The 23,175-nt window shown below is 70.3% G+C and carries 19 protein-coding genes and 1 pseudogene; 8 read left to right on the top strand and 12 right to left on the bottom strand.

Annotated elements, in window-relative coordinates:
- Window positions 1–31: 31 nt before the first annotated feature.
- Window positions 32–1,189, top strand: coding sequence for an acyl-CoA dehydrogenase (locus SLUN_RS15620; RefSeq protein ID WP_108149067.1), 1,158 nt, complete (start codon window positions 32–34; stop codon window positions 1,187–1,189).
- Between the two features lie 264 nt (window positions 1,190–1,453).
- Here the strand turns inward: SLUN_RS15620 and SLUN_RS15615 are convergent, their stop codons facing one another.
- From SLUN_RS15615 to SLUN_RS15605, 3 genes and pseudogenes are all read right to left on the bottom strand, one after another.
- Window positions 1,454–2,041, bottom strand: a complete 588-nt coding sequence (locus SLUN_RS15615; RefSeq protein ID WP_108149066.1) for a Uma2 family endonuclease — start codon at window positions 2,039–2,041, stop codon at window positions 1,454–1,456.
- 52 nt (window positions 2,042–2,093) lie between these two features.
- Window positions 2,094–3,049, bottom strand: a pseudogene (locus SLUN_RS15610) (helix-turn-helix domain-containing protein).
- A gap of 275 nt (window positions 3,050–3,324) precedes the next feature.
- Window positions 3,325–3,765: an ATP-binding protein gene (locus tag SLUN_RS15605; protein ID WP_108149065.1), complete on the bottom strand. Its 441-nt coding sequence runs from the start codon at window positions 3,763–3,765 to the stop codon at window positions 3,325–3,327.
- A gap of 144 nt (window positions 3,766–3,909) precedes the next feature.
- Between SLUN_RS15605 and SLUN_RS15600 the strand changes: the two genes are divergently transcribed.
- Window positions 3,910–4,782 (top strand): helix-turn-helix domain-containing protein, encoded by an 873-nt coding sequence (locus SLUN_RS15600; RefSeq protein WP_108149064.1) that lies wholly within the window; start codon window positions 3,910–3,912, stop codon window positions 4,780–4,782.
- Window positions 4,779–4,985 carry a DUF397 domain-containing protein gene (locus tag SLUN_RS15595; RefSeq protein ID WP_108149063.1) on the top strand — a complete coding sequence of 69 codons (207 nt, stop codon included), beginning with the start codon at window positions 4,779–4,781 and terminating at the stop codon, window positions 4,983–4,985. Before SLUN_RS15600 ends, SLUN_RS15595 begins: the two co-directional genes overlap by 4 nt.
- A gap of 201 nt (window positions 4,986–5,186) precedes the next feature.
- Here SLUN_RS15595 and SLUN_RS15590 read toward each other — a convergent pair whose 3' ends face one another.
- Window positions 5,187–6,470, bottom strand: coding sequence for an LCP family protein (locus SLUN_RS15590; RefSeq protein WP_108149062.1), 1,284 nt, complete (start codon window positions 6,468–6,470; stop codon window positions 5,187–5,189).
- Between the two features lie 118 nt (window positions 6,471–6,588).
- Between SLUN_RS15590 and SLUN_RS15585 the strand changes: the two genes are divergently transcribed.
- The gene (locus tag SLUN_RS15585; RefSeq protein WP_108154766.1) at window positions 6,589–7,137 is read left to right on the top strand and encodes an acyl-CoA thioesterase; all 549 of its coding nucleotides are present in this window, start codon (window positions 6,589–6,591) and stop codon (window positions 7,135–7,137) included.
- Window positions 7,138–7,165: 28 nt separating this feature from the next.
- On the opposite strand, the gene SLUN_RS15580 is transcribed toward SLUN_RS15585, so the two are convergent.
- The gene (locus SLUN_RS15580) at window positions 7,166–8,635 is read right to left on the bottom strand and encodes an LCP family protein (protein WP_442759035.1); all 1,470 of its coding nucleotides are present in this window, start codon (window positions 8,633–8,635) and stop codon (window positions 7,166–7,168) included.
- A 124-nt stretch (window positions 8,636–8,759) separates the two neighbouring features.
- Between SLUN_RS15580 and SLUN_RS15575 the strand changes: the two genes are divergently transcribed.
- Window positions 8,760–9,776, top strand: coding sequence for a glycosyltransferase family 2 protein (locus tag SLUN_RS15575; RefSeq protein WP_108149060.1), 1,017 nt, complete (start codon window positions 8,760–8,762; stop codon window positions 9,774–9,776).
- Between the two features lie 95 nt (window positions 9,777–9,871).
- Here SLUN_RS15575 and SLUN_RS15570 read toward each other — a convergent pair whose 3' ends face one another.
- The 4 genes from SLUN_RS15570 to SLUN_RS15555 all read right to left on the bottom strand — a co-directional run bounded on the left by SLUN_RS15570 (window position 9,872) and on the right by SLUN_RS15555 (window position 16,162).
- Window positions 9,872–11,578, bottom strand: coding sequence for an LCP family protein (locus tag SLUN_RS15570; RefSeq protein ID WP_108149059.1), 1,707 nt, complete (start codon window positions 11,576–11,578; stop codon window positions 9,872–9,874).
- A 51-nt stretch (window positions 11,579–11,629) separates the two neighbouring features.
- Complete coding sequence (locus SLUN_RS15565; protein ID WP_108149058.1) at window positions 11,630–13,411, bottom strand: LCP family protein; 1,782 nt, start codon at window positions 13,409–13,411, stop codon at window positions 11,630–11,632.
- Between the two features lie 219 nt (window positions 13,412–13,630).
- Window positions 13,631–15,226: an LCP family protein gene (locus SLUN_RS15560; protein WP_371413832.1), complete on the bottom strand. Its 1,596-nt coding sequence runs from the start codon at window positions 15,224–15,226 to the stop codon at window positions 13,631–13,633.
- A gap of 183 nt (window positions 15,227–15,409) precedes the next feature.
- Window positions 15,410–16,162 (bottom strand): TIGR03089 family protein, encoded by a 753-nt coding sequence (locus tag SLUN_RS15555; protein WP_108149056.1) that lies wholly within the window; start codon window positions 16,160–16,162, stop codon window positions 15,410–15,412.
- Between the two features lie 128 nt (window positions 16,163–16,290).
- Here SLUN_RS15555 and SLUN_RS15550 point away from each other — a divergent pair, with 128 nt between their 5' ends.
- The 3 genes from SLUN_RS15550 (at window position 16,291) to SLUN_RS15540 (ending at window position 19,923) form a co-directional block, all read left to right on the top strand.
- A complete protein-coding gene (locus tag SLUN_RS15550) occupies window positions 16,291–17,619 on the top strand; it encodes a peptidoglycan recognition protein family protein (RefSeq protein WP_108149055.1) in 1,329 nt (442 codons plus the stop codon).
- 84 nt (window positions 17,620–17,703) lie between these two features.
- Window positions 17,704–18,786: a mannose-1-phosphate guanylyltransferase gene (manB, locus tag SLUN_RS15545; RefSeq protein ID WP_108149054.1), complete on the top strand. Its 1,083-nt coding sequence runs from the start codon at window positions 17,704–17,706 to the stop codon at window positions 18,784–18,786.
- 126 nt (window positions 18,787–18,912) lie between these two features.
- Window positions 18,913–19,923: a DNA-3-methyladenine glycosylase family protein gene (locus tag SLUN_RS15540; protein ID WP_108149053.1), complete on the top strand. Its 1,011-nt coding sequence runs from the start codon at window positions 18,913–18,915 to the stop codon at window positions 19,921–19,923.
- Between the two features lie 36 nt (window positions 19,924–19,959).
- Here the strand turns inward: SLUN_RS15540 and SLUN_RS15535 are convergent, their stop codons facing one another.
- The 3 genes from SLUN_RS15535 to SLUN_RS15525 are packed head-to-tail and all read right to left on the bottom strand — an operon-like array spanning window position 19,960 to window position 22,766.
- Window positions 19,960–21,300 carry a coenzyme F420-0:L-glutamate ligase gene (locus SLUN_RS15535; RefSeq protein WP_108149052.1) on the bottom strand — a complete coding sequence of 447 codons (1,341 nt, stop codon included), beginning with the start codon at window positions 21,298–21,300 and terminating at the stop codon, window positions 19,960–19,962.
- On the bottom strand, window positions 21,297–22,253 hold the full coding sequence (gene cofD, locus SLUN_RS15530; protein ID WP_108149051.1) for a 2-phospho-L-lactate transferase: 957 nt from the start codon (window positions 22,251–22,253) through the stop codon (window positions 21,297–21,299). Before cofD ends, SLUN_RS15535 begins: the two co-directional genes overlap by 4 nt.
- A gap of 12 nt (window positions 22,254–22,265) precedes the next feature.
- Complete coding sequence (locus tag SLUN_RS15525) at window positions 22,266–22,766, bottom strand: cysteine dioxygenase (protein ID WP_108149050.1); 501 nt, start codon at window positions 22,764–22,766, stop codon at window positions 22,266–22,268.
- Window positions 22,767–23,175 lie beyond the last annotated feature (409 nt).

The following is a 23,175-nucleotide window of genomic DNA, read 5'->3' as shown; positions in this document are numbered from 1 at the left end:
GGTAGTTAGCGTTCTTGGGGAGTGAGAAACCTTGGCCGGATCGGCTGATTTCGACCTGTACCGCCCGTCCGAAGAGCACGACATGCTCCGCGACGCGATCCGCTCGCTCGCCGAGGCGAAGATCGCTCCGTTCGCCGCCGAGGTCGACGAGCAGGCCCGCTTCCCGCAGGAGGCGCTGGACGCCCTGGTCTCCGCCGACCTGCACGCGGTCCACGTCCCCGAGGAGTACGGCGGCGCGGGCGCCGACGCGCTCGCCACCGTGATCGTCATCGAGGAGGTGGCCCGCGTCTGCGCGTCCTCCTCCCTTATCCCGGCCGTCAACAAGCTCGGCTCGCTCCCCGTGATCCTTTCCGGCTCCGAGGACCTGAAGAGGAAGTACCTGGGCGCGCTCGCCAAGGGCGACGGCATGTTCTCGTACTGCCTCTCCGAGCCGGACGCCGGCTCCGACGCCGCCGGTATGAAGACCAAGGCCGTACGCGACGGGGACTTCTGGGTCCTCAACGGCGTGAAGCGCTGGATCACCAATGCCGGTGTCTCCGAGTACTACACGGTGATGGCCGTCACCGACCCGACCAAGCGCTCCAAGGGCATCTCCGCCTTCGTCGTCGAGAAGTCCGACGAGGGAGTCTCCTTCGGCGCCCCGGAGAAGAAGCTCGGTATCAAGGGCTCGCCTACCCGCGAGGTCTACCTCGACAACGTCCGTATCCCCGCCGACCGCATGATCGGCGAGGAGGGCACCGGCTTCGCCACCGCGATGAAGACCCTGGACCACACCCGCATCACGATCGCGGCCCAGGCCCTCGGCATCGCGCAGGGTGCCCTCGACTACGCCAAGGGCTACGTCCAGGAGCGCAAGCAGTTCGGCAAGCCGATCGGCGACTTCCAGGGCATTCAGTTCATGCTCGCCGACATGGCCATGAAGCTGGAGGCCGCCCGTCAGCTCACCTACTCGGCGGCCGCCAAGTCCCAGCGCGTCGACGGCGACCTGACCTTCTTCGGCGCGGCGGCGAAGTGCTTCGCCTCCGACGTCGCGATGGAGGTCACCACGGACGCGGTCCAGCTGCTCGGCGGCTACGGCTACACGCGTGACTACCCGGTCGAGCGCATGATGCGCGACGCCAAGATCACGCAGATTTATGAAGGAACGAATCAGGTTCAGCGGATCGTCATGGCCCGCAACCTGCCGTAAAACGTCCGGGCGCGGTACGTGACGAGGCACCCCGCTCGCGGGGTGCCTCCCGTCGTTGAGGGCCGGCCAGGGTCAGTGGCTCGTGCTCGGACGCGAGACGGTCAACCGGGCCGCAGGTAACCGGCTCCTGGACCCGTAAGCCAACCCAGGCGGTTCACCAACCGCGCCACCGCTCTGGAGAGGAACCGGTGGCGGGCGGTACTGAACGCGCAGGGCTGGTCGCTGGACCAGTGAGGTCCGTACGCCGACGGCCCGGGCGACGGGCTACGCGTACCGGGGGAGGTCCGTGGTCGGGATGGTCCAGTCGCCGATGGTGACGTCCTCGCCGTACACGAACTCCTTGCGCGTGGCGTAGCGAGGACCCGCCGGGGTGGAGTGGATGTCGCAGAGCACCGCTCCCGAGCCGGTGCGCGGATCGAAGACCGCGTAGACCGGGACGCCGAGGAGGGGGTAGTCCCGCATCTTGCTCACCCAGTCGTTGTCCGGGTTCGACTGCGAGACGACCTCGATCGCGGCGAGGAGCGTGCGGGGATCGAAGGAACCTTCGCCCTCCATGTCGGCCTCGGCGATCACCATCACGTCGGGGTGCCGCATGATGCCCTCGGGCGCGTGCTCCACGTCCGGGGTGCCCGTGTGGGCCACCAGAACGTCCGGCAGGACCTTTTCGAGGCGCTTGCGTACCCGCAGCACGGTGAGTTCGTGCGGTCTGGCGGGCGACATCATGTCGTGGACGATCCCTTCCTTGGTGATCTCGAACTTGCCGGGAAGGGTGTCGTCCATCGACTGAACGAACTCGCGCATGACCTGGTACTGGCGGGCGTCGTGCTGCGCCTCGTCCGGGGCGATGGTCATGGTGCTCGCTCCTCGTCGTCCGTACCCGGCGGCAGGGGTCGTCCCCTTCATGCTAGGCGGCCTCGGCGAGGTCGGTTCTGCAGTCGCGGCACCGGCCTGGTTCCGGGGCACGGAAGGCGCGGTCGCACTTGTCGCAGTTCTGGAGCGGGTCGCGGGGTCTCGCAGGCGTGGGTGCGGCGGGTAGCGGGGGCGGCAGGAGCGCGGTGAGCCGGTGGGCGAGGAGGCCCGCGGGCTGTTTCAGGTGGTCGGGCAGGTCGGTGGTGAGCGCTTGGCGTACGGCGTCGGGGTGGGCGTCGCGTTCGAGCCATGCGGCGACGGCGGGGGCCAGCCGGCGGACGTCGTGCTCGCCCAGGAGCAGCCGCGGTTCGTCGCGGCGCAGGCCGGCGAGGAGGTCGATGGCCGCGCGGTGGCGCTCCAGGTCGGGGGCCTGCGGCTGGGGGAGCGGCGGCGCGGGCGCGCTGGCGTCGGCGGTTCGGGGCTGGGGCGGGGCGGGCTCCGCGACGGGGCCGCCGGTGGGGCGGCCTCGGGGGCCGGGGGCTCTGCGGGCTCGGGTTCCGCTGCGTGCGGCCGGGGCGTGGCCGGGACCGAGGCCGGTCGGCCGGGCTCGGTCGGTGGCTCGGGCGCTGCGACGGTGGCCGGGATGGCACCGGGCTGGTTGTACGAGATCGTGCGCGTGACGAGCTTGCCGCCGGGCAGGCGCGCCAGGGTGCGCTCCAGGTAGCTGTGCTCCTCCAGTTCGCGCAGCGCGGCGGCGATACGGGCCTCGCTCTCCGGGAAGCGGTCGACGAGCACCTTGATGCCGACCTTCGCCCCGTCGGGCAGCGACTGGATGTGCACGGCGAGCCCGATCGCGATGAGCGACAACTCGCCGTGCTGGGCTAGGTGGTTGCCGACGATCGTGAAGCGGCTGGTGTGGGCCGAGTCCACGTGGATCACACCGAAAGCGGTGACGCGTCCGGGTACACGGGACGAGGTGCGCGAGGGCGCGCTAACCTGCTGGGTATCCATCGGGAAGCCCTAACTTCCTCGGTGGTCAGGCCCTCGATCAGGATTGGCGTCCTGGCCGGGGGCCGTCGCATGTCTGCGGTTGTCGCGGCGAGCATATGCCCGCCAACCCGCCCGAAATCCAGCGCGATTGGCCAAAGTCACCCGGGAGGGTGACGGGGTGGGGTTGGGTGGGTACTTTCCCCGGTTCTTTCAAATGTTCTTAAGAGCTTTTTGCGTCGTGCGGCAGCGCGTCGCGGACAGCCGGGTCGCAGGAATCCGCGACCCGGTGCGACCAGTCACGGTACGAGGTCGAGCTCGGCCCAAACGGTCTTACGGGGCACGGGTCCTGACGCGACACCCCAGCGGTCGGCGAGAGCTTCGACGATCAGCAGACCGCGCCCGGACTCGGAGTCGGCGGCCGGGGCGGCGGGGGTGCCGGGACCGGGCGGAAGGCGGTCGCCACAGGTGTCGGTGACCTCGATTCGGAGCCGCTTGCCGTCGTCCTGGACGGCGAGATCCAGCCGGAAGTCCCGGCCCTGTACGCGGCCGTGGACAGTGGCGTTGGTGGCCAGCTCGGCGACGATCTGCGCGGCCGCCTCCGAGGGAAGCCCCCAGGAGGCCAGTTGGGCCGAGGCCAGCAGACGGGCGAGCCGGGCGCCCCGGCGGGTGGGGGAGAGCAGCACGGCGAACTGCCGGGCAGGAGCGGAAGGTTCGGTTCGGGTGATTTCCAGATTCACGTGACTCAGCGTGGCCGGTTCGTGCTTACGCTGAACAGAGCGACGCGTGTACGGACAGTGACTGTCCAGGCTGTGTATGGGCCTGTCCATCCGGTACGGCGTCGAGGGCGGGCATGGTGCGGACGCGGTGAAGGCGGGTGTCGTATGGCGGACGGGGTCGGCAGGGACGGTACGACGGACGGCGCGGACGAGCCGGACCGGGACGTGGACCTGGAGGACGACTCGGGAGCAGTGATCGCGGCGGTCGGCCGACAGGTCCGGCTCTGGCGCGAGGCGGCGGGGATGCGCGCGGCTGAGCTGGGCGCGGCGATCGGGTACGGCGAGAACCAGGTCTACAAGGTGGAGACCGGCAAGCGCATCCCGAAACCGGAGTTCCTGGACAGGGCGGACGAGGTTCTGGGCGCGGGCGGGAAGCTGGCCGCGATGAAGAAGGACGTGATGGAGGCCCGGTACCCGAAGAAGGTGCGGGACTTGGCGAAGCTGGAGGCGGACGCGGTCGAGATGGGTGCGTACGCCAGTGTCACGGTGCACGGCCTGTTGCAGACCGAGGAGTACGCCCGTGCGCTGTACCGGGGGCGGCGGCCCGCCTTCTCCGAGGACCAGGTCGAGCGCTTCGTGGCCGCGCGCATGGCCCGGCAGTCGGTGTTCGAACGGCAACCCGCGCCTCTCCTGACGTTCGTCCAGGAAGAGGCGACGCTGAGGCGGCCGACCGGGGGCAGAATGGTCCTGCGCCGACAGCTCGAACACTTGCTGGAAGTCAGCGCGTTGAGGCACGTCGAGATCCAGGTCATGCCGACGGAGACCGAGGAGCACTCGGGCCTGGACGGCCCGCACAGGCTGCTTAAGCTGAGCGACGGTACGGCTGTGGGTTACAACGAAGTTCAGCTCACCAGCCGTCTGATCAGCGACCCCAAGGAGGTCCAGATCCTTGAGATGCGGTACGGCCTGATCAGGTCGCAGGCGCTCACGCCTCGGCTGTCGCGGACCTTCATCGAGAAACTGCTGGGAGAGACATGAGCGTCAAGCCCTCGGCCGGAGTTCCTTCCGGGCTGACCTGGGTCAAGAGCAGCTACAGCGGGGCCGACGGCCCCGACTGCGTCGAGGTCGCGGCGGCCGCCGGCGCGGTCCACGTCCGCGACTCCAAGAACGTGCCGGGCCCGCGGCTCGGCTTCACGCCCACCGCGTGGGCAGAATTCGTTATGTACGCGTCCAGGAGCTGACCGCCGAGCAGTCGCGCCCCGAGCCCGGTTGATCCGGGTTCGGGGCACGGTGCTGTCAGAAGAAGCTGATCGCTGTGCTCGTCAGCCTTGGGCCGGCCCCCTCGGGTGCGCGATCGCAGCGCCGCCGGCCGGATGAGGCACGGCAAAGGCTCCGGACCCGTGAGGTCCGGAGCCTTCGGCCAGGCGCGATGCCCGAGTGGGTCAGCGGTCCGAGGTGACCGTGACCTTCTCGTCGTTCTTCAGCTGCTGCACCAGCTGCTTCACCTTGGCCTTGTCCCAGACCAGGTTGCCGCCCGAGCTGCCCGAGATCGGCATGTTCATCGACGTGCCGCCGCCGCCCGTGACGCCCTTCATCGCGAAGAACATCTGGCCCAGCGACCACAGGGACATGTCCTCGTCGACGATCAGCGTGTCCAGGCCCGCGCCCATCGTCGGGTAGAGCTTGAAGGGGTTGAGGATCGTGCCCGGCGTCGCCGTCTGGCTCGCCAGGGCCGCGAGGAACTTCTGCTGGTTCTTCGTACGGTCCAGGTCGCTGCCCGCGAACGCGTACCGCGTCCGTACGAACGCCAGCGACTGCTCACCGTCCAGCGTCTGCTTGCCCGCCTGGAAGTCCGCGCCCGAGTTCTTGTCCTTGAAGGCCTTCGGGATGTCGATCTCGACGCCACCGATCGCGTCCACGATGTTGGCGAAGCCCGCGAAGCCGATCTCGACGTAGTGGTCGATGCGCAGGCCGGTGTTGTGCTCGACCGTGCGGACCAGCAGTTCCGGGCCGTCCTCGGCGTACGCGGCGTTCAGCTTGGTGTGCCGGCCCTTCGCCGGGAACGTCTTTCCCGACTCCGAGCCGACGAAGGACGGAATCTCCACGTCCGAGTCGCGCGGCAGCGAGATCAGGGTCGGGCCGTTCGACCCGTCGTGCAGGATCATCATCGAGTCGGTCCGCTTGCCCTCGGCCGAGCCCGTGTGGAGCTTCTTCTTCTCCTCGGCCGACATGCCGTCACGGCTGTCGGAGCCCACGATCAGATAGTTCGTGCCCTCGCCGGCGCCGGGGCGCTCGATGACCTTGGAGAGGTCGACCTCGCGCTTGAGCTTGGAGTCGGCCCAGAAGTACGTGCCTATGGTGACCGCGAGCAGCACCACGACCAGCGTCAGCGAACCTATCTTGAGCCGGCGGCGCCAGTTCGGGGCGTGGCCGGGGTACGGCTGGCCCTGCGGCGGAACGCCGTCGCCGCCCTGGCCGCCGCCGGGGGAGCCGTAGACCTGGCCCGTGTTGTAGCCGCTGTCGTACGCCTGCTGGTCATAGCCTTCGTCGTACCCTCGCGACTGCTGCGGGGGGACGCCACCGTGCTGCGGCGGGGCCGGGCGCTGGACATGGCGCATCACCCGCGGGCCCTCGGGCGGGGCGCCCGAGCTGCCGCGGCCGTAGCCACGTCCGTTGCCGTTGGCGTTGCCGCGGTCGCCGGACCACCCATCGGGCCAATCGTTCATGCCGACCAGTGTGCAGTCCGGCTCTCGCCCCTCACAGGGGGGGTGGGAAATCGGACCAGGGCTGTTGCGAAGCTGATGCAATGCGGCCCCGCACAGGGCCCCGCATATGGTGGAGGGCATGACAGATCAGGACCAGCGCCCGGAGACAGAGATACCGGGCAAGCCCACCTCGGCGTCCCGTACCACCCTCAGTCACATCATGACCGGCAGTGACACCAACCTCCTCGGCACGGTGCACGGCGGCGTGATCATGAAGCTGGTGGACGACGCGGCGGGCGCGGTCGCCGGCCGCCACTCCGGCGGGCCGGCGGTCACCGCCTCCATGGACGAGATGGTCTTCCTGGAGCCGGTCAGGGTCGGTGATCTGGTGCATGTGAAGGCACAGGTCAACTGGACGGGACGGTCCTCGATGGAGGTCGGCGTCCGGGTCCTGGCCGAGCGCTGGAACGAGTCGACGCCTGCGCAGCAGGTCGGCAGCGCGTACCTCGTCTTCGCGGCCGTCGACGGGGACGGCAAACCGCGGGCCGTACCGCCCGTGATCCCCGAGACGGAGCGTGACAAGCGGCGCTACCAGGAGGCGCAGATCCGGCGCACGCACCGGCTGGCGAGGCGCCGTGCGATCAAGGAGCTCCGCGAACGCCGCGCTGCGGAGGGCATGGAGGACTGAGCACGGCCTGGCGGTGGCGCTGCCCCGGTTAGGGGCAGACCACCTGGTCCCCCGTCACCGCGCCGAACTCGCCCCGGTACGGGTCCTCCGCCCGTACCGCCGTCACGCCCTTGTAGTCCGTTCCGGCCGTCACCTTCAGCGTCGGCCCCTGCCCCTTCGCGGCCCGCAGCTCGCACCCCGGCAGCGCCGCCGCGAGCGACTTCGCCGAGCGGTCCCAGCGTGGGTCGTACGTCACATACGTGCGCCGCACCTCGCGGCCGCCGCCGGTCAGCGGGGCGCGGGTGGTGCTGAAGCCGGTCGCCCGCAGCGACGCGTCGACCTTCTTGCCGAGCCCGTCGGTGTGCGTCCCGTTGTAGACCTGCACCCGGATCTGCTGCGGCGACACATCGACCAGCGTCGCCTTCGGCCGCTTCGGCCGGTGCGGGGCGAGCGGCCTGTCCTCGCGCAGCATCTGGAACAGCTTCTTCGACTTCGCCTCGTCCCACTTCACCGTGGAGCCGATGCCCTTCACCGGGTGGCCGGCACCGCTGACCGGAACGGAGGTGAACTCCGACGCGGCCGCCGTGAAGCCCCGCATCGCCTTGCTGAGCGCGAGCAGCTCCTCGGTGCCGAAGCCCTTGTCGGCCCGTACGGAGTTCAGCATCGTCGAGGTGACCTCCCGGAGCTTCACCGGGTTCAGCAGGACGCCGCTGCTCGTCGCCTGGTGGATGAGGGCCGCCAGGAAGCGCTGCTGGCGCTGCATCCGGCCCAGGTCCGCCGCCCCGTCGATATGGCGCGAGCGCACGTACTGCAGCGACTGCCCGCCGTCCAGCTTGTGCGTCCCGACGGCCAGGTCCAGGCCGGTGTACGAGTCCTTCAGCGGCCGGGCGTTGCAGATCTCCACCCCGCCCAGCGCGTCCACCGTCTTCATGAAGCTGGTGAAGTCGACCTCCAGAAAGTGGTCGATCTTCACTTTGGTCATGTGCTCGACGGTCCGTACCGTCAGGCTCGGACCGCCTTCCGCGTACGCCGCGTTGAGCTTCACCGGGTGCGGCTCGTGGTGTTTGCCGGTGGTGGCGTCGGTGTGCTCGGGGATCTCGGCGTAGCTGTCCCGCGGCAGGCTCACCACACTGGCCCGCTCCCGGTCCGCCGAGATGTGCACCAGCATGATCGTGTCGGTGCAGTGGCAGGGCGCGCCGCCCAGGCGGTACTTCTGCTTCTCTTTCTTCGTGATCTTGTCGCGGCCGTCGGTGCCGACGACCAGGAGATTCATGCCATGGCCCGACTCGGGCCTGTTCTTCATGTCCCGGAACGGGTCGACCCGGCCGATGCCGGTGTCCAGGCTGGTGACCACCGCATGCCCGATGCCGCCCGCGCCGAGCACCAGGACCGAGAGCGTCGTCGCCACCCGCATGCCCCAGCGGGGCCGCTGGACGACGGGCCGCCTGGTCCCGGCCGGCCGTCCGGTCCTGTTATGGGCGGTCGGCCGGGGACGGCCGGAGCGGGGCGGCGTGGGCACGGGGGACACCTCCGCAGGTGACATGGGAATCTTTGAGCACCGTAGGCCCATACGATCTGCGACAACCGGCAGCGACCCGGCCGCCGCGCGTCCGTGTCCCCCATTCGCGGTAACGTGGCGGGCGATGAACGCCACGCCCCCTGTCTCAGTGATCATGCCGGTCCTCAACGAGGAGCGGCATCTGCGCAGCTCCGTCCGTCACATCCTCGAGCAGGAGTACGGCGGCGAGATGGAGGTGGTGATCGCGCTCGGCCCGTCCACGGACCGCACCGACGAGATCGCCGCCGAGCTCGTACGGGAAGACTCTCGCGTCCACACCGTCCCGAACCCCACCGGCCGTACACCGGCAGCGCTGAACGCCGCCATCAAGGCCTCCCGGCACCCGGTCGTGGTGCGGGTCGACGGCCACGGCATGCTGTCGGCGAACTACATCGCCACCGCGGTCCGGCTGCTCGAGGAGACCGGCGCGCAGAACGTCGGCGGCATCATGCACGCCGAGGGCGAGAACGACTGGGAGCACGCCGTCGCCGCCGCCATGACGTCCAGGATCGGCGTCGGGAACGCGGCCTTCCACACCGGCGGCGCGGCGGCCCCGGCCGAAACCGTGTATCTGGGTGTCTTCCGGCGCGAGGCGCTGGAGCAACAGGGCGGCTACAACGAGGAGTTCATCCGCGCCCAGGACTGGGAGCTGAACTTCCGCATCCGCGAGGCGGGCGGCCTTGTCTGGTTCTCGCCCGAGCTCAAGGTCCAGTACCGGCCGCGGCCCTCCGTGCGGGCGCTCGCCAAGCAGTACAAGGACTACGGGCGCTGGCGCCATGTCGTCGCCCGCTACCACCAGGGCTCCATCAACCTCCGCTACCTCGCCCCGCCGACCGCCGTCTGCGCGATCGCCGCGGGCATCGTGGTGGGTGCGGCGCTGACCCCCTGGGGCCTGGTGGTCCCGGCCGGCTATCTGGCCGCGATCGCCGCCGGTTCGGTCCCCGCGGGCAAGGGTCTGCCGCTGAAGGCGCGCCTCCAGGTCCCCGTCGCGCTGGCCACGATGCACATGTCGTGGGGGTACGGCTTCCTGACCAGCCCGCGCGCGCTGGCGCGGAAGGTCATCGCGAGCCGCCGCCCGGCAGTGCGGGCGACGGCCGTCTGATGCCCGTACGCCTCTGAACAGACCCCCGAACAGACCTCTGAACGGATACGAAGGGCCCCGGGTGCACGCGCACCCGGGGCCCCTTCGCATGCGAGCTACCAGGTGAAGCCGGGCTGCACGGGCATGCAGGCCTCGTCGTCGGCGCCGTTCAGCGCCTTCGCCGACGCCGGGGTCTTGTTGTCGTCCTGCACCGCCGACTTCGGATACGCGTCGCCCTGACGCCAGTCCGCGCCCACCACCAGCGAGATACCGGTGACATCCGTCGACTTCTTGACCGAAGTCAGCGGAATCCCGAGGGACTTGGCGACCGCCTGAGCGTCGCCCTCGAGCTCGGCGTTGGAGAACCGGATGACCGTCTTCTTCTGCGGGTCGGTCGTGGCGTCCGCCCTGGCCTCGGTGAAGCCCTTGCCGGACAGGATCCCGGCGACCGCCGCCGCACGGCCCTTCTCCGCGAACCGGCCGTCGCCCGAGGTGCCGTTCTGCACCGTCACAGCGATCTCACCGGGCGCCGCGGCCGGGTCCTTGGACACCGCGGGCGTGGTGGCGGCCGGCTTCTTCTTCGGCGCCTTGCCGTCCAGCGGAATGTCCTCGCGGACCATCCGGAACAGTTGCTCGGCGTCGCCCGGCTGGGGCTCGACCTTGCCGGAGAACCCCGGCCGTTCGGAGTAGTAGTTCGGCATCGTCGTCATGGTGATCCGGCCGGTCGGGACGCTCTTGAGCGCCTCGCCCAGGTCGAAGAGCTGCTTGACGGAGTTGATGCCCTTGTCGACGGTGAGCGCGCCGATGGCCGCCTCGGCAAGATTGCGCAGCTTGGCCGGGTCGGTGAGCTTGGTGTTCTTGCGCAGCTCGCGGACCATCGAGTTCATGTACATGTGCTGCGCGCGGGTGCGGGCGAGGTCGGTGCCGTCGTCGAAGCCGTAGCGCGTCCGCAGCCACTGGAGCGCCTGCTCGCCCTTGACGGGGTGCGTGCCGGCCTCGAGCTTCAGCCCCGAGCCCTGGCCCTGCTTGTTGCGCGAGTGGACGTTCTGCTTGACGCAGACCGGGACTCCGCCGATGGCGTCGGCCATGGAGACCACACCCGCGAAGTCGATCATCATGAAGTGGTCGATGGTGATGCCGGTGAGCTCGTACCAGGTGGCCACCGTGCAGCCGGGGCCGCCGCGGCCGAGCGACTCATTGGTCAGCGTCCAGCCGGTGGCGGCGTATGTCTTGCCGTCGTCCGGATCCGTGCACTGCGGGATCTTCAGCACGGTGTCGCGCGGCATGCTGATCACCGAGATATTGCTGCGGTCCGCCGAGAGGTGCAGCAGCATCTGTACATCCGCCAGCGGGGTGCCGTTGAACGTTTCCTTGGCGCCGCCGAGCTTCTGGTTCGCCTCGGAGTCCCGGGCGTCCGAGCCGATCAGCAGGATGTTCAGCGGTGTCTGCCCCGCGGCGTTGGCCTGGTGATCGCGCATCTTGTCGCCGAGCGTCAGGTCGTCCTTTTTGAGCTTGCTGTTGAGGTGCTCGTAGTAGAGATAGCCCGCCCCGGCCGTGGCCAGTATCAGCAGTGACAGCACGGACGCGACCCAGCGCAGTATTCGGCGCTTGCCACGTTTCCCGTGCCGCCGCGGGCCGCCGCCGCGGTGGCCATGGCCGTCGCCGCTCTCCTCCGGCCCGGGGCCTTCGCCGCCCTGGCGGGGAATCGTGCCCGTGCGCCCTTTGGGGGCCCCCTCGCCGTACAGGCTGTCGTCCCAGCCCAGTTCACGGGCCTGCCGGACGCGAGACCGCGTCCCCTCCCCCCGTACCCTGCCTTGCCCCACCCCGGGTCCCCCCTGTCGTTCAGGCTCCGCCCGTGACCCGGTGTTCCGGCGTCACTTGGCGCAGACCTGTTTGTCCGCTTCGACCTTCTGCACACCCTCCGGCGCCTTTGCCGGGCCGGTGATGGGCACTCCCGCGCCCTTGAAATCGGCGCCGAGGGTCAGCGTCATCGCCTCGGTTCCCTCGGCGTCCGTCGTGCCCGGCTTCAGCGCCGTGGCCGGCAGACCCATCAGGTCCGCGAGCTTGCGGGCCTGGTCCGCCTGGTTCGGCGCGTAGGTCAGCGTCGTCGCGGCGAGCTTCTGCGGGGCGTTGCCCTCATTGCTCGACTTCAGTACGCCCTCCTCGTTCTGCAGCCAGGTGAGCGTCGTCAGCGCCGCCCCTTGTGTCTCGCTGCCGTTGAAGACCGAAACCCGTACCGCGGATGCGGCCGCTCTCGGCCCTGTGAGCAGGCCCTGCTGCTTGTTCTTTGCGTCCTGCTCCTTCTGCTGCACCTCGGTGAGCGAGGTGTCGTTCTGGATCATCGAGAACAGCGGTTTGGCCTTGCTGTCATTGAGCAGGACGGTCGCGCCGTCGGTGTTGTCGACCACCGGCACGGTCGCGAAGGTGATGTTCTTCGGGTCCACCTTCGAGAGCTCCATGCCGAGATCGCGGAGCCTCGAGATCTTTCCTATCCCGCTGTCGACCGTGAGCGCTTTGGTGGCGGCCTCGGCCAGATCCCACATCTTGGTGGGGCTGGAGAGGGTGTCGCTCGACTTCATCTTCCGGATCAGCGAGCTCAGGAACTGCTGCTGGATCTCGATCCGGCTGAGGTCACCGCCGAAGCCCACCGAGTGACGCGTGCGTACGAACGCCAGCGCCTCCTCGCCCTCGATGACGTGCTTGCCCGCCGTGAGGTTGAGCTTGGAGTCCTTGTCCTTGATGTCCTTGGCGAGACAGACCTCGACGCCGCCGACCGCCGTGGTCATCGTCTTGACCGCGTTGAAGTCGGCCATCATGAAGTGGTCGACGGTGACGCCGGTGAGCGCCTTGACCGTACGCATGGTGCAGCCGGGGTCGCGGCCCTCCTGGCCGAGGCTCTCGTTGAACCGGGTCCTGGTCGTACCGCCTATGACCTTGGTGCCGTCGCCGGTCTTGGTCTCGCAGTCCGGGATGCTGGTGATCAGGTCGCGCGGGATGGACAGCGCGGTCGCGTTCGTCCGGTCCTTGGAGACATGGAAGAGGATCGTGGTGTCGGCATGTCCGACGCTGTCCTTGTCGCCGTAGGACTCATTGCCCGCGCCGGACCGCTTGTCCGTGCCGATGACGAGGATGTTGACGGCCTGGTCCTTCTTGAAGCCGCCGCTGCCCGCGCCCGTCACGTCAACCGTGTTCAGGTTCCCGTCGAAGTGCCGGTAGACGGCGTACGCGGCGACGGAGCCGCCGACGAGGACGAAGGCCATCACACCGCCCGTCCACAGCAGCGCCTTCTTCTTGCGCGACTTGGGCTGCTTGCGCTTGCGCCGGCCCGCAGGGGGAGGCGTCGTACCGCCCGAGCCACTGCCCGCACGGCGCGAGCGCTGGCCCGGGACCTCACGGCCCGGCGCCTCGCGCCCCGGCACGTCCCGTCCGGGAGCCCGGCCCGGCACGCCACGGCCGGGCGCTTCGCTGCCCGGCATGCCGGTGCCGCGGCGCGTCGAGCTTCTCGGGCCCGGGGTCCTGGGAGAGGGGGTTCTCGCGGCCGGCGACTGCTCTGCGGATTGGTTCAGTCGCAATTCGTAATTGCCGGTCTGCGGGTTTAGTACCCACTGGTCGGCGGGGTCGATCTCGTCCGCCCGCCCACGGCTCTGCGCATCCACGGTTGCCTGAATCCTCCGTCGGTGCCTCGCGAGGCGCCTCCCCCGAAGGGCGCTCGGTCTTTCGATCCAGCAGTGCGACCCAAGGTCGGAAGCACTGGATCGCGTCACACTATCCGCCCAGTTCAACGTGGAGCGACGTCCGTGACAAATTCCACGCCCCTTACAAGCGGGCCAATCCACCCAATCTTCTTAGACTGCCGACTCCGGCTGGTCATCGTTTTACTTACACATGGCCGCGGCGGCATTGGTGCCGGAGAAAGTGGGCGTCGGGCTCGGGCTCCCGGGTCCGGAGCCGTCGGGCTTCTCGTTGGTCGAGTCCGTGTCCTTGTCCCCGGTGACGACCGTGACGGGCTTGTCCTCGCGCAGCCGCTTGAAGAGCTGGCCCGACTCGGGCTCGACGAGCTCGTCGCGGTTGGGGTCGGCGGCGTACGGCTGCCGCGGAACCGTCAGGAATTGCACCTTTTCGGTCGGAATGCTGCGAAGTGAGCGCGTGAGGTCGTACAGATCCCTCAGAGAGTCCAGACCCGGGTCGGTGGTCAGCGACTTGGTGGCCGCGTCCAGCACCGGGTAGAGCCGGGTCGGATTGAGCATTACGCCGTTGCTCTGCATCTTCTTGACGAGCGCGGCGAGGAACTGTTGCTGGCGGTCCATACGTTCCGTGTCGCTGCCGTTGCCGATGGACTTGCGGGCGCGTACAAAACCGAGGGCCTGCTCGCCGTTGAGTGTCTGCTTGCCGGCCGGGAGCCTGAGATGCGCGTCGGCGTCGTCGATCGGCTCCTTGAGGCAGACCTCCACGCCGTCCACGGCGTCGACCATGTCCTTGAAGCCGCTGAAGTCCACGACCATGTGGTGGTCGACGCGGATGCCGGTGAAGCGCTCGACGGTACGGATCGTGCAGGCCGTCCCGCCGAACTCGAACGCCCAGTTGAACTGCGAGAACTGCTTCTTCGTGCGCGTGCCGTCCGGCTTGCGGCAGCTCGGGATGGACACCATCAGATCGCGCGGGATGGAAATGGCCGTGGCGCTCCGCCGGTCGGCGGCGATGTGCAGCAGGATCGTGGTGTCGGAGCGCTGACTGCCGCCGTCGTCGCGGCCGTACTTGCTGTTGTCGCCGGAGCGGGTGTCGGAGCCGAGGAGCAGGATGTTCTGCGCGTCGAGTGCGACGGGGGTGGGCCGCTCCTTCTCGTACGTCTCGAGCTCGGCGGCGGCGGTGGTGTCGGTGGTGATGTTGCCGTCGAGCTTGCGGTAGAACCACCACCCGACAGCCGCGGCGGCGAGCAGAACGAGGGAGGTCCCGAGGGCGACCCAACGGAGCCAGTGGTGCTTGCGGTTGGGGGGTTCGGTGTCGGCGTCGGTGTCGGAGCCCGGCGGGATGTCGGGGGCGGCAGTGCCGTCAAGGTCGGCCGTCGTGCCGACGGAAGCAGCTTCGTCGTCGTCGTCGGCGGCGGTCTCGGCGACAGGGGCGGCTTCTGCGGCGTGGCCGGGCAGGCCCTCGGCAGCGGCCGCTGTGCCGTCGGCCGTCTCGGCCGCGGCCTTGTCCTGCGGCGCGCTGTCCGTACCGTCTCCGCCCTGCGAGGCGTCGGCGGTGCCGGGCTTGTCCGAGCCGGGCTCGCTTGCGGCGGTCTTGTCCGTGCCGGGCTCGCTCGCGGCGGTCTTGTCCGAGCCGGGCTCGGCACTGCTCGTCCCGCCCGCGCCGCCCGCGGCCGATCCGGCCGCACCGGCCGCCCCGGCGTCCGATCGCCCAGACGCCCCGGTCGGCGGCTCGTCCTCGGCCGGTCTGTCCGGTTCGGCGGGCGTGCCAGCACTTTCCGTCACGTCTGCGTCCATCCTTCGTGGCGTCGGCGGCGCGCTGGGTCGCCGATCGCAGGACTAGACGGCGGAACCTGGCGCTTGGTTGTGCGTTGAAGCACGTGTATCGCCGATCATCCACCGGAGTTGACGCTCAGTCCCGGGGGCTCGGCCCGTGTGTGCGCCACACGAGTGGACCTCGGAGGCTTGTCATACCGCGGTGTTGGTGACCCGCTCGCTCTCGACCCGCTTGTCGAGGCCCTCTTGGGACAGCTCCCCGAGGTTTCGGCACAGCACCACGGACCCACCGGCCACGAGAGGTGCGAACAGCCCGGCGGACAGCCCGTCCCAGGAGTCGTACGCACGTCCGGACAGCAGCCGTGAGCCGGGCGCAAGGCCCAATTCGGCCGCGTCCGCGCGAGCCCGCCCGACCAGCTGGACGCCCGTCAGTTCCAGGCCGCCGACCGCGAGTGCGGGCGCGTCCGGGTCCACCGGTGCGTATGGGGCGAAACGGTCGCCCTGGCCCGGCACCTCCACCGCGTAGTCCGCGAAGCCCGCCGGCGGCTGCGGGAAACGGCCGCCCAGCGGTCGCAGCGCCAGAGCCACCCGCTCCCCGGAACAGGCCCGCGCCGCTTCCAGCGTGTCCGGGCCGCTGACGACCAGATCCGCGTCCGCGGGGTCGCCGCCCACCTCCACGGTCACCCCGACCGAGGAGGCGGCGAGCAGCCACACCGCGCTCTGCCAGTGCGCCGGCAGCAGCAGCGCGAGCCGGTCGCCGGGCGCGGCGGCAAGATCGCCCTGGAGCAGATTCGCCGTCTTGGCCACCCAATTGGCGAAGGTGGCCACGGACAATTCGACGCGCTCACCGGTGGCGTCGTCGTAGAAGGTGACCAGGGGGCGCGCCGGGTCCGCGGCGAGCGCGGATCGCAGCAGGTCGGCAGGGGTACGGTCGCTGGCGTTCACCCGCGCAAGCGTACGCGCCGGGGTGCCGGAGGGGCCGCCGTACCGGTGACGGCGTACACCCGGTCGGACCGATGGGCCGTCAGTTCCCCGGGGAGCACGGTCCTGGGGCCGGCCCCAGGATCGGATTCATGCGTGGATACCTAGCTTCTTCGATCGGCGTCGCGTGCTCAGCCGCGCTTGTACTGCCGCTCTCGCTGACCGTCGGCGCAGTCGCTGCGCCCCCGCAAGTGCCGGATCTGCCCGGCTCCACCCAGTCCCTGCCGCTCGCGCGCATAGCCGCCCCGGACCGGTCCGCCCGGTCCTTGAGCCAAACGGCGGAACAGGGTCTGACCGAGCGTGACGTGGGACCGTTCTCGATGGTCGGCGTCGTCTGGGACGACGTGAACGCCGAACTGCACGGCACCGTCCAGGTCCGCACCCGGGCCACCGGGTCCCAGACCTGGTCCGGCTGGCAGGACGTCGAGACCCACAACCACGAGCACGGCGCGGACCCCGGCACCGCGGAGGGCGATTCGGGGAAGGTGCGCGGTTCCACGGCGCCGCTCTGGGTCGGGGAGTCGGACGGCGTGGAGGTACGCGTACGGGCCGAGGCGGAGCATCAGGCGCCGCTGCCGGCGGGGCTGCGCCTGGAACTGGTCAACCCCGGCGAGGAGCTCGCTGACGGCCAGTCGGGTGCGAATCGTGCCGAGGTGGCACCCCCGATGTCCCCGACCGTGCTCCCGGCCCTGTCCCGATCGGAGACGGAGGCTCAACCCGAGGCTCAGCCCGAGGTCCAGCCTGAGGCTCAGGCCGAGGTCCCGCCTGAGGTCCAGCCCAGGGCTCAGCCCGACGCCGCCGGCGCGAAGCCGTACATCGGACCCCGCCCGCGCATCATCACGCGCAAGGGATGGGGCGCCAGCGAGTCGCTGCGCGAGAAGGGCTTCGTCTACACGAAGTCCGTGAAGGCCGCCTTCGTGCACCACACCGCCACCGGCAACAGCTATACGTGCAAGCAGGCGCCCTCAGTCCTGCGCAGTATCTACCGCTACCACGTCGTGAGCAGCGGCTGGCGCGATTTCGGCTACAACTTCGCCGTCGACAAGTGCGGAAACATCTACGAAGGCCGTGCGGGAGGTGTGGCCAAGGCGGTGCTCGGCGCACACACCCTGGGTTTCAACACGAACAGCATGGGCATCGCCGTGCTCGGCACGTACAGTTCCTCCACCCCGCCCGCGGCCGCGGTGACCGCGGTCGCCCGGCTGGCCGCCTGGAAGCTCGGACTGTTCGGTGCCAACCCGCGCGGCAAGGTGACGCTGACATCAGGGGGGAGCGGGAAGTACAAGAAGGGCAAGAAGGTCAGCTTCAACGTCATCTCCGGGCACCGGGACGGTTTCCTCACGGACTGTCCGGGAGGCCGCCTCTACAGCAAGCTCGGCACCGCCCGGACCGCCTCGGCCAGGTACCAGGGACGTGGCTGACGGGGAACGCACCGACCCCTGCATACACTTGCCGGTCTCGAACGAGTGACCATGCCGGCCCCATCAGGAAGCAGAGACGACACGGTGACAGAAGCGATCCTCCTGGTCGGCGGCAAGGGCTCGCGGCTGCGGCCGCTGACGGTCCACACGCCGAAGCCGATGGTTCCGGCGGCGGGCGTCCCCTTCCTCACGCACCAGCTGGCACGGGCGAAGGCGGCGGGGGTCGAGCACATCGTGCTGGCGACGTCGTACCTGGCGGAGGTCTTCGAGCCGTACTTCGGCGACGGCTCCGCGCTCGGCCTCCACCTGGAGTACGTCACCGAGGAGGAGCCGCTCGGCACGGGCGGGGCGATCCGCAATGTCGCGTCCCGGCTCCACTCGGGCCCCGAGGACCCGGTGCTGATCTTCAACGGCGACATCCTGACGGGCCTGGACATCGCGGCACTGGTCTCGACCCACCAGTCGTCGGGCGCGGACGTCTCGCTCCACCTGACCCGGGTCGAGGACCCGCGGGCCTTCGGCCTGGTCCCGACGGACGCGACCGGCCGGGTGACGGCCTTCCTCGAGAAGCCCCAGACGCCCGAGGAGATCGTCACCGACCAGATCAACGCGGGGGCGTACGTCTTCCGGCGCTCGGTCATCGACACGATCCCGGCCGGCCGGCCGGTCTCGGTGGAACGCGAAACCTTCCCCGGCCTGCTGTCGTCGGGAGCCCACCTGCAGGGCATGGTCGACTCCACGTACTGGCTGGACCTCGGCACCCCGCAGGCCTTCGTCCGCGGCTCGGCCGACCTGGTGTTGGGCCGCGCCCCGTCCCCGGCGGTCCCGGGCCGCTGCGGCGACCGTCTGGTGCTGCCGTCGGCGACGGTGGCCGCCGACGCCAAGCTGACGGGCGGCACGGTCATCGGCTCGAACGCGGTGATCGCCGAAGGCGCCCGCATCGACGGCAGCGCAGTCCTGGAGGGCGCGATCGTCGAGGAGGGCGCGGTGATCTCCGCCTCCCTGATCGGCGCCGGCGCGAGGGTCGGCGCCCGGACGGTTCTGTCGGGCGTGGTGATCGGCGACGGCGCGGTGGTGGGCGAGGACAACGAACTGCGCGAGGGCGCGCGGGTGTGGTGCGACGCGGTACTCCCGGCGTCGTCGGTCCGGTTCTCCTCGGACCAGTGAGACTGAGCCTCGCCGGAGGGGGCTGACAAAGTCAGCCCGTCCGGCGATTGAGGACACGGCCGAAGGCCGTACGGGGGCCTGGGGGCGCCCCCCCGCAGGCGGCCCGAGCCCGTAGTCTCGTACACCGTGGCAGGACGCTTCGCACCGAACCAACCCACCCGCACCACCGTGCGCGGCGGCCACACCCCCATGCCCAAAGCCATCCCCCGCCAGGTCACCGCCGCCCACACCCGCCGCTGGACACCCCCCGGCCCCCTCGACCTCGGGCTCGTACTCGGCCCGCTCTGCCGCGGGCCCGCAGATCCCACCTTCCGTACCACCCCCGACGGCTCCGTCTGGCGCGCCAGCCGCACGCCCGCCGGCCCCGGCACCCTCCGCGTCGCCCTGCGCGCGGCCGCGGGCACCGACGAGGCCGAGGCCGAGGCATGGGGCCCGGGCGCCGAGTGGCTGCTGGAGCACCTGCCCGCCCTGCTCGGCGAGGCGGACGACCCCGCCGCGTTCACCCCGCGCCACCGCCTCGTCGCCGCGTCCCAGCACCGCCGCCCCGGCCTGCGCCTGACCCGCACCTCGCTGGTCCTCGAAGCCCTGATCCCCTCGATCCTGGAGCAGAAGGTCACCACGGACGAGGCGTACCGCGCCTGGCGGCTGCTCGTACGGAAGTACGGCGAGCCCGCCCCAGGCCCCGACGCGCGCATGTACGTCATGCCCGACCCCCGCACCTGGGCGCTGATCCCCTCCTGGGAGTGGCACCGCGCAGGCGTCGACAACAAGCGCGCCTCCACCATCCTGCGCGCTGTCCGCGTCGCCCGCCGACTGGAGGAGGCCGCGGCGATGGAGCCCCAACAGGCCCAGGAACGGCTGGAGTTGATCCCCGGCATCGGCCCCTGGACCTCCGCCGAAACGGTCCAGCGCAGCAACGGCGCCCCCGACGCGGTAACCGTCGGCGACCTCCACCTGCCCGGCATCGTCGGCTACGCACTCGCGGGCGACCGCAACGCCGACGACGCGGCGATGCTCGAACTGCTCGCCCCCTACGCGGGCCAGCGCCACCGCGCCGCCCGCCTCATCCTCCTGAGCGGCCGCACCCCGCCCCGCCGCACCCCGAAGATGCCGCGCGGCGACATCGGCGCCCTGTAGGGAGGACTCGCGGCCTCCCCTTTCCGTATCGGACCCTCACCGCACCGCGATGAAGTCCTCCGTAGCCCGCGCCGGGCGCTCCTTCGCCGGTGCGGCCGCATGGCCCACCGCCACCGCGCCCATCGGGTCCCACTCCTCCGGCAGCCCGAGCACGTCCCGTACGACCTCGCGGCAGAACATCGTCGAGGACACCCACGCCGAGCCGAGCCGCTCGCCCGCCAGCGCCACCAGGAAATTCTGGACGCCCGCGCCCGCCGCGACCACGAACATCTCGCGCTCCGCGGCGTCCCGGCGCGCGTCGCCGTAGTGGTGCGAGCCGTCCATCACCAGGCAGGGGACCACCAAGTACGGCGCCCTGCGCAGGACATCGCCCCGCTTCACCCGCTTCGCGACGGACTGCTCCGACTTGCCGTCGCGGCGCAGGTCCGTGATCCACGCGTCGCGCATCGCGTCCAGCAACTCGGTGCGGGACGACGCGGATTCGAGCAGTACGAACCGCCACGGCGTCGTGTGATGCGGCGCCGGAGCCGTCACCGCGGCCGCGACCGCCCGCCGTACCGCGCCGCCGTCCACCGGCTCGTCGGTGAACTCCCGCACCGTCCGGCGCTGGGTCACCGCCTCCCGTACCGCCTCCGAAGTGCCGAGGCGGAACATGTCGTCGGCCGCGACCCGCACCATCGCCCGGGCGCCTTCCGCGTCATCGGCCACCACATGGGCCAGGCCGCGCACCACTGCGACCGGCAGGCCGTCGGCCTTGCCCTTCACCAGGTCGCCGGCGGCGGCCAGTTCGTCCGCGGTGGCGACGACGGTCGCGCTCAGGGGATTGCCGTGCGCATCAGTCCCGCCCCGCAGATCGTCCAGCACCCGCACTCCGGCCGCGCCGATCGCGACATCCGTCAGACCGTTGCGCCAGGGCCGCCCGAAGGTGTCCGTGACGATCACGCCGACGTCGACGCCCAGCGCCGCCCGCAGCCCTTCGCGGATCGCCCGCGCCGAGGCATCAGGATCGGCGGGCAGCAACAGCACTGTCCCGGCAGGGGTGTTGGACGCGTCGACGCCGGCCGCGGCCATCACCATGCCCTGCCGGTTCTCGACGATACGAAGGGGCCCGCGTCGCGCGACCACCCGTACCGTCTCCGCGTCGATCGCCGCCTCGCGGTCCGCCGCCTCGACGATCCGCCCCTCGGCCTTGCTCACGATCTTCGAGGTGACGAGCAGGACATCGCCGTCCACGAGCCCGGGCGAGGTGGCGATGATCAGCTTCGCGAGGTCGTCGCCCGGCCGGACCTCACCCAGACCCGGCAGCGCCCAGACCCGGTACGAGGGAGCCGGGGAGGACGAGGGAGAGGGCGAGGATGAGGGAGAAGGCGAGCTCACGCCCGTACCTCCTCGGCCAGCGCGAGCGCCTGCCGCGCCATCTCCGCGGCCGCGTCCACATCCGTCATCAGCAGCGGTACGGCCCGGCAGCGGATCCCCGCCCCTTCGACCTCGGCCACCGCGCCCGCGTCCACCGTGTCGACCAGCCAGCCGTCCAGCAGCCCCGAGCCGTAGTGCTGGGCGACGGCCGCGGCCGTCGCCTCCACGCCCACTGCCGCCAGCACCTTGTCGGCCATCCCGCGCACGGGCGCGTCCCCGACGATGGGGGACAGGCCCACCACCGGAACACCGGCCTCCGCGATCGCCTCGCGGATCCCCGGCACCGCCAGGATCGTGCCGACGCTGACCACGGGGTTGGACGGCGGGAAGACGATGACGTCGGCTGCGGCGATCGCCTCAAGGACCCCCGGCGCCGGCTTTGCCTGGTCCGCGCCCACCGGGACGACGGCCTCAGCCGCCACGGACGCCCGCAGCCTCACCCAGTACTCCTGGAAGTGGATGACCTTGCGCTCGCCCTCCACCTCGACGGCGACATGCGTCTCGACGCGGTCGTCGGACATCGGCAGCAGCCGCACACCCGGGTTCCAGCGCGCGCAGAGCGCCTCGGTCACCGCGCTGAGCGGATAGCCCGCGGCCAGCATCTGCGTACGGACGATGTGCGTCGCGAAGTCACGGTCGCCGAGCCCGAACCACTCGGGTCCCACTCCGTACGCCGCGAGCTCCTCCTTGACGCGGAAGCTCTCGTCGGTACGCCCCCAGCCCTGCTCCTCGTTGATGCCACCGCCCAGGGTGTACATCACGGTGTCGAGGTCGGGGCAGACCTTCAGTCCGAACAGATGGATGTCGTCACCGGTGTTGCCGATCACCGTGACGTCCGCGTCGGGCGCGGCCTGCTTGAGGCCGCGGAGGAAACGGGCGCCGCCGATGCCGCCGGCCAAAACCACAATGCGCATACGGACAGTTTGTCAGGCGGGTACGACGTCCCGGTGGGCCGGGGAGCACTGCGCGCTGTGCATCGGCATCTCGGTCAGACCCGGGTAGTAGATGTGCAGACTGACGGCCGGCTCGAGTGCGTCATTGACCACTTCGTGCACATAGCCGGGCGCGAACACCCGCTGTGCGCCGGCGGCCAGCGCCCGGGAGGTTCCTTCGCTGCGCTCGGTGAGCTCGCCGTCGAGGACGCTCAGCACACCGCAGGACAGGCCGTGGTCGTGCAGCCCGCTGCCCTGTCCGGGGACCCAGGACAGCAGCCACACCTCGTAGCCGGGGCCGGTGCGCAGCCGGTGGTACCAGCGGGTGGCGGTGTCGTACTGGACGAGGTGGGCCCACTGCGCGCGGTCGGCGGCGATGGAGCGGGCGAGGCCGACGAACTCGGCGACGGTGGCCGGGTGCTCGCGGGCGGGCTGGAGAAGGTGCTGTACGGCGAGGATGTCGCCGGCGATCTGGAGGTCGCTGTCGCTGTTCATGGGTGCGGTGGTTCCTCGGCAGAGAACGTGAGTTGCAGTGCTGGGGTTCCCCCGGTCGGAGCTCGGGGGAATGCGGGCTGAGCCGCAATGCGGTGAAGGTGCTGGAGCGCTAGGGCATCAACAGCTGGAACAGCAACAGCGAGCCTGGACAGCGCTGCGGAACCCACGGAGTGGGGTCGCGGAGGGCGCTGAGGTCACTGGCATGGAATCAAAGGTGACGTGTGGGCTCATTACTGTCAACCCAATGCCCGATTTGGCGGCAATGTTTCACCTCATCCGGTTACTGGAGGCGGAGAAAGGTTTGTGCGGTCGCGGCTGCGGAGACATGGCGCAGCAACCGCGCTCGCAAACGCCGTTGTGGCTCCGTGACCGGACTGTGATCCGGATCGCTTCAGTGGCTCGACGGGCA

Origin of the sequence: Streptomyces lunaelactis (genome assembly GCF_003054555.1) — a bacterium.
GTDB lineage: Bacteria > Actinomycetota > Actinomycetes > Streptomycetales > Streptomycetaceae > Streptomyces > Streptomyces lunaelactis.
Note: the sequence above shows the minus strand (reverse complement) of the source record. Positions and strands in the feature narration are given on the sequence as shown.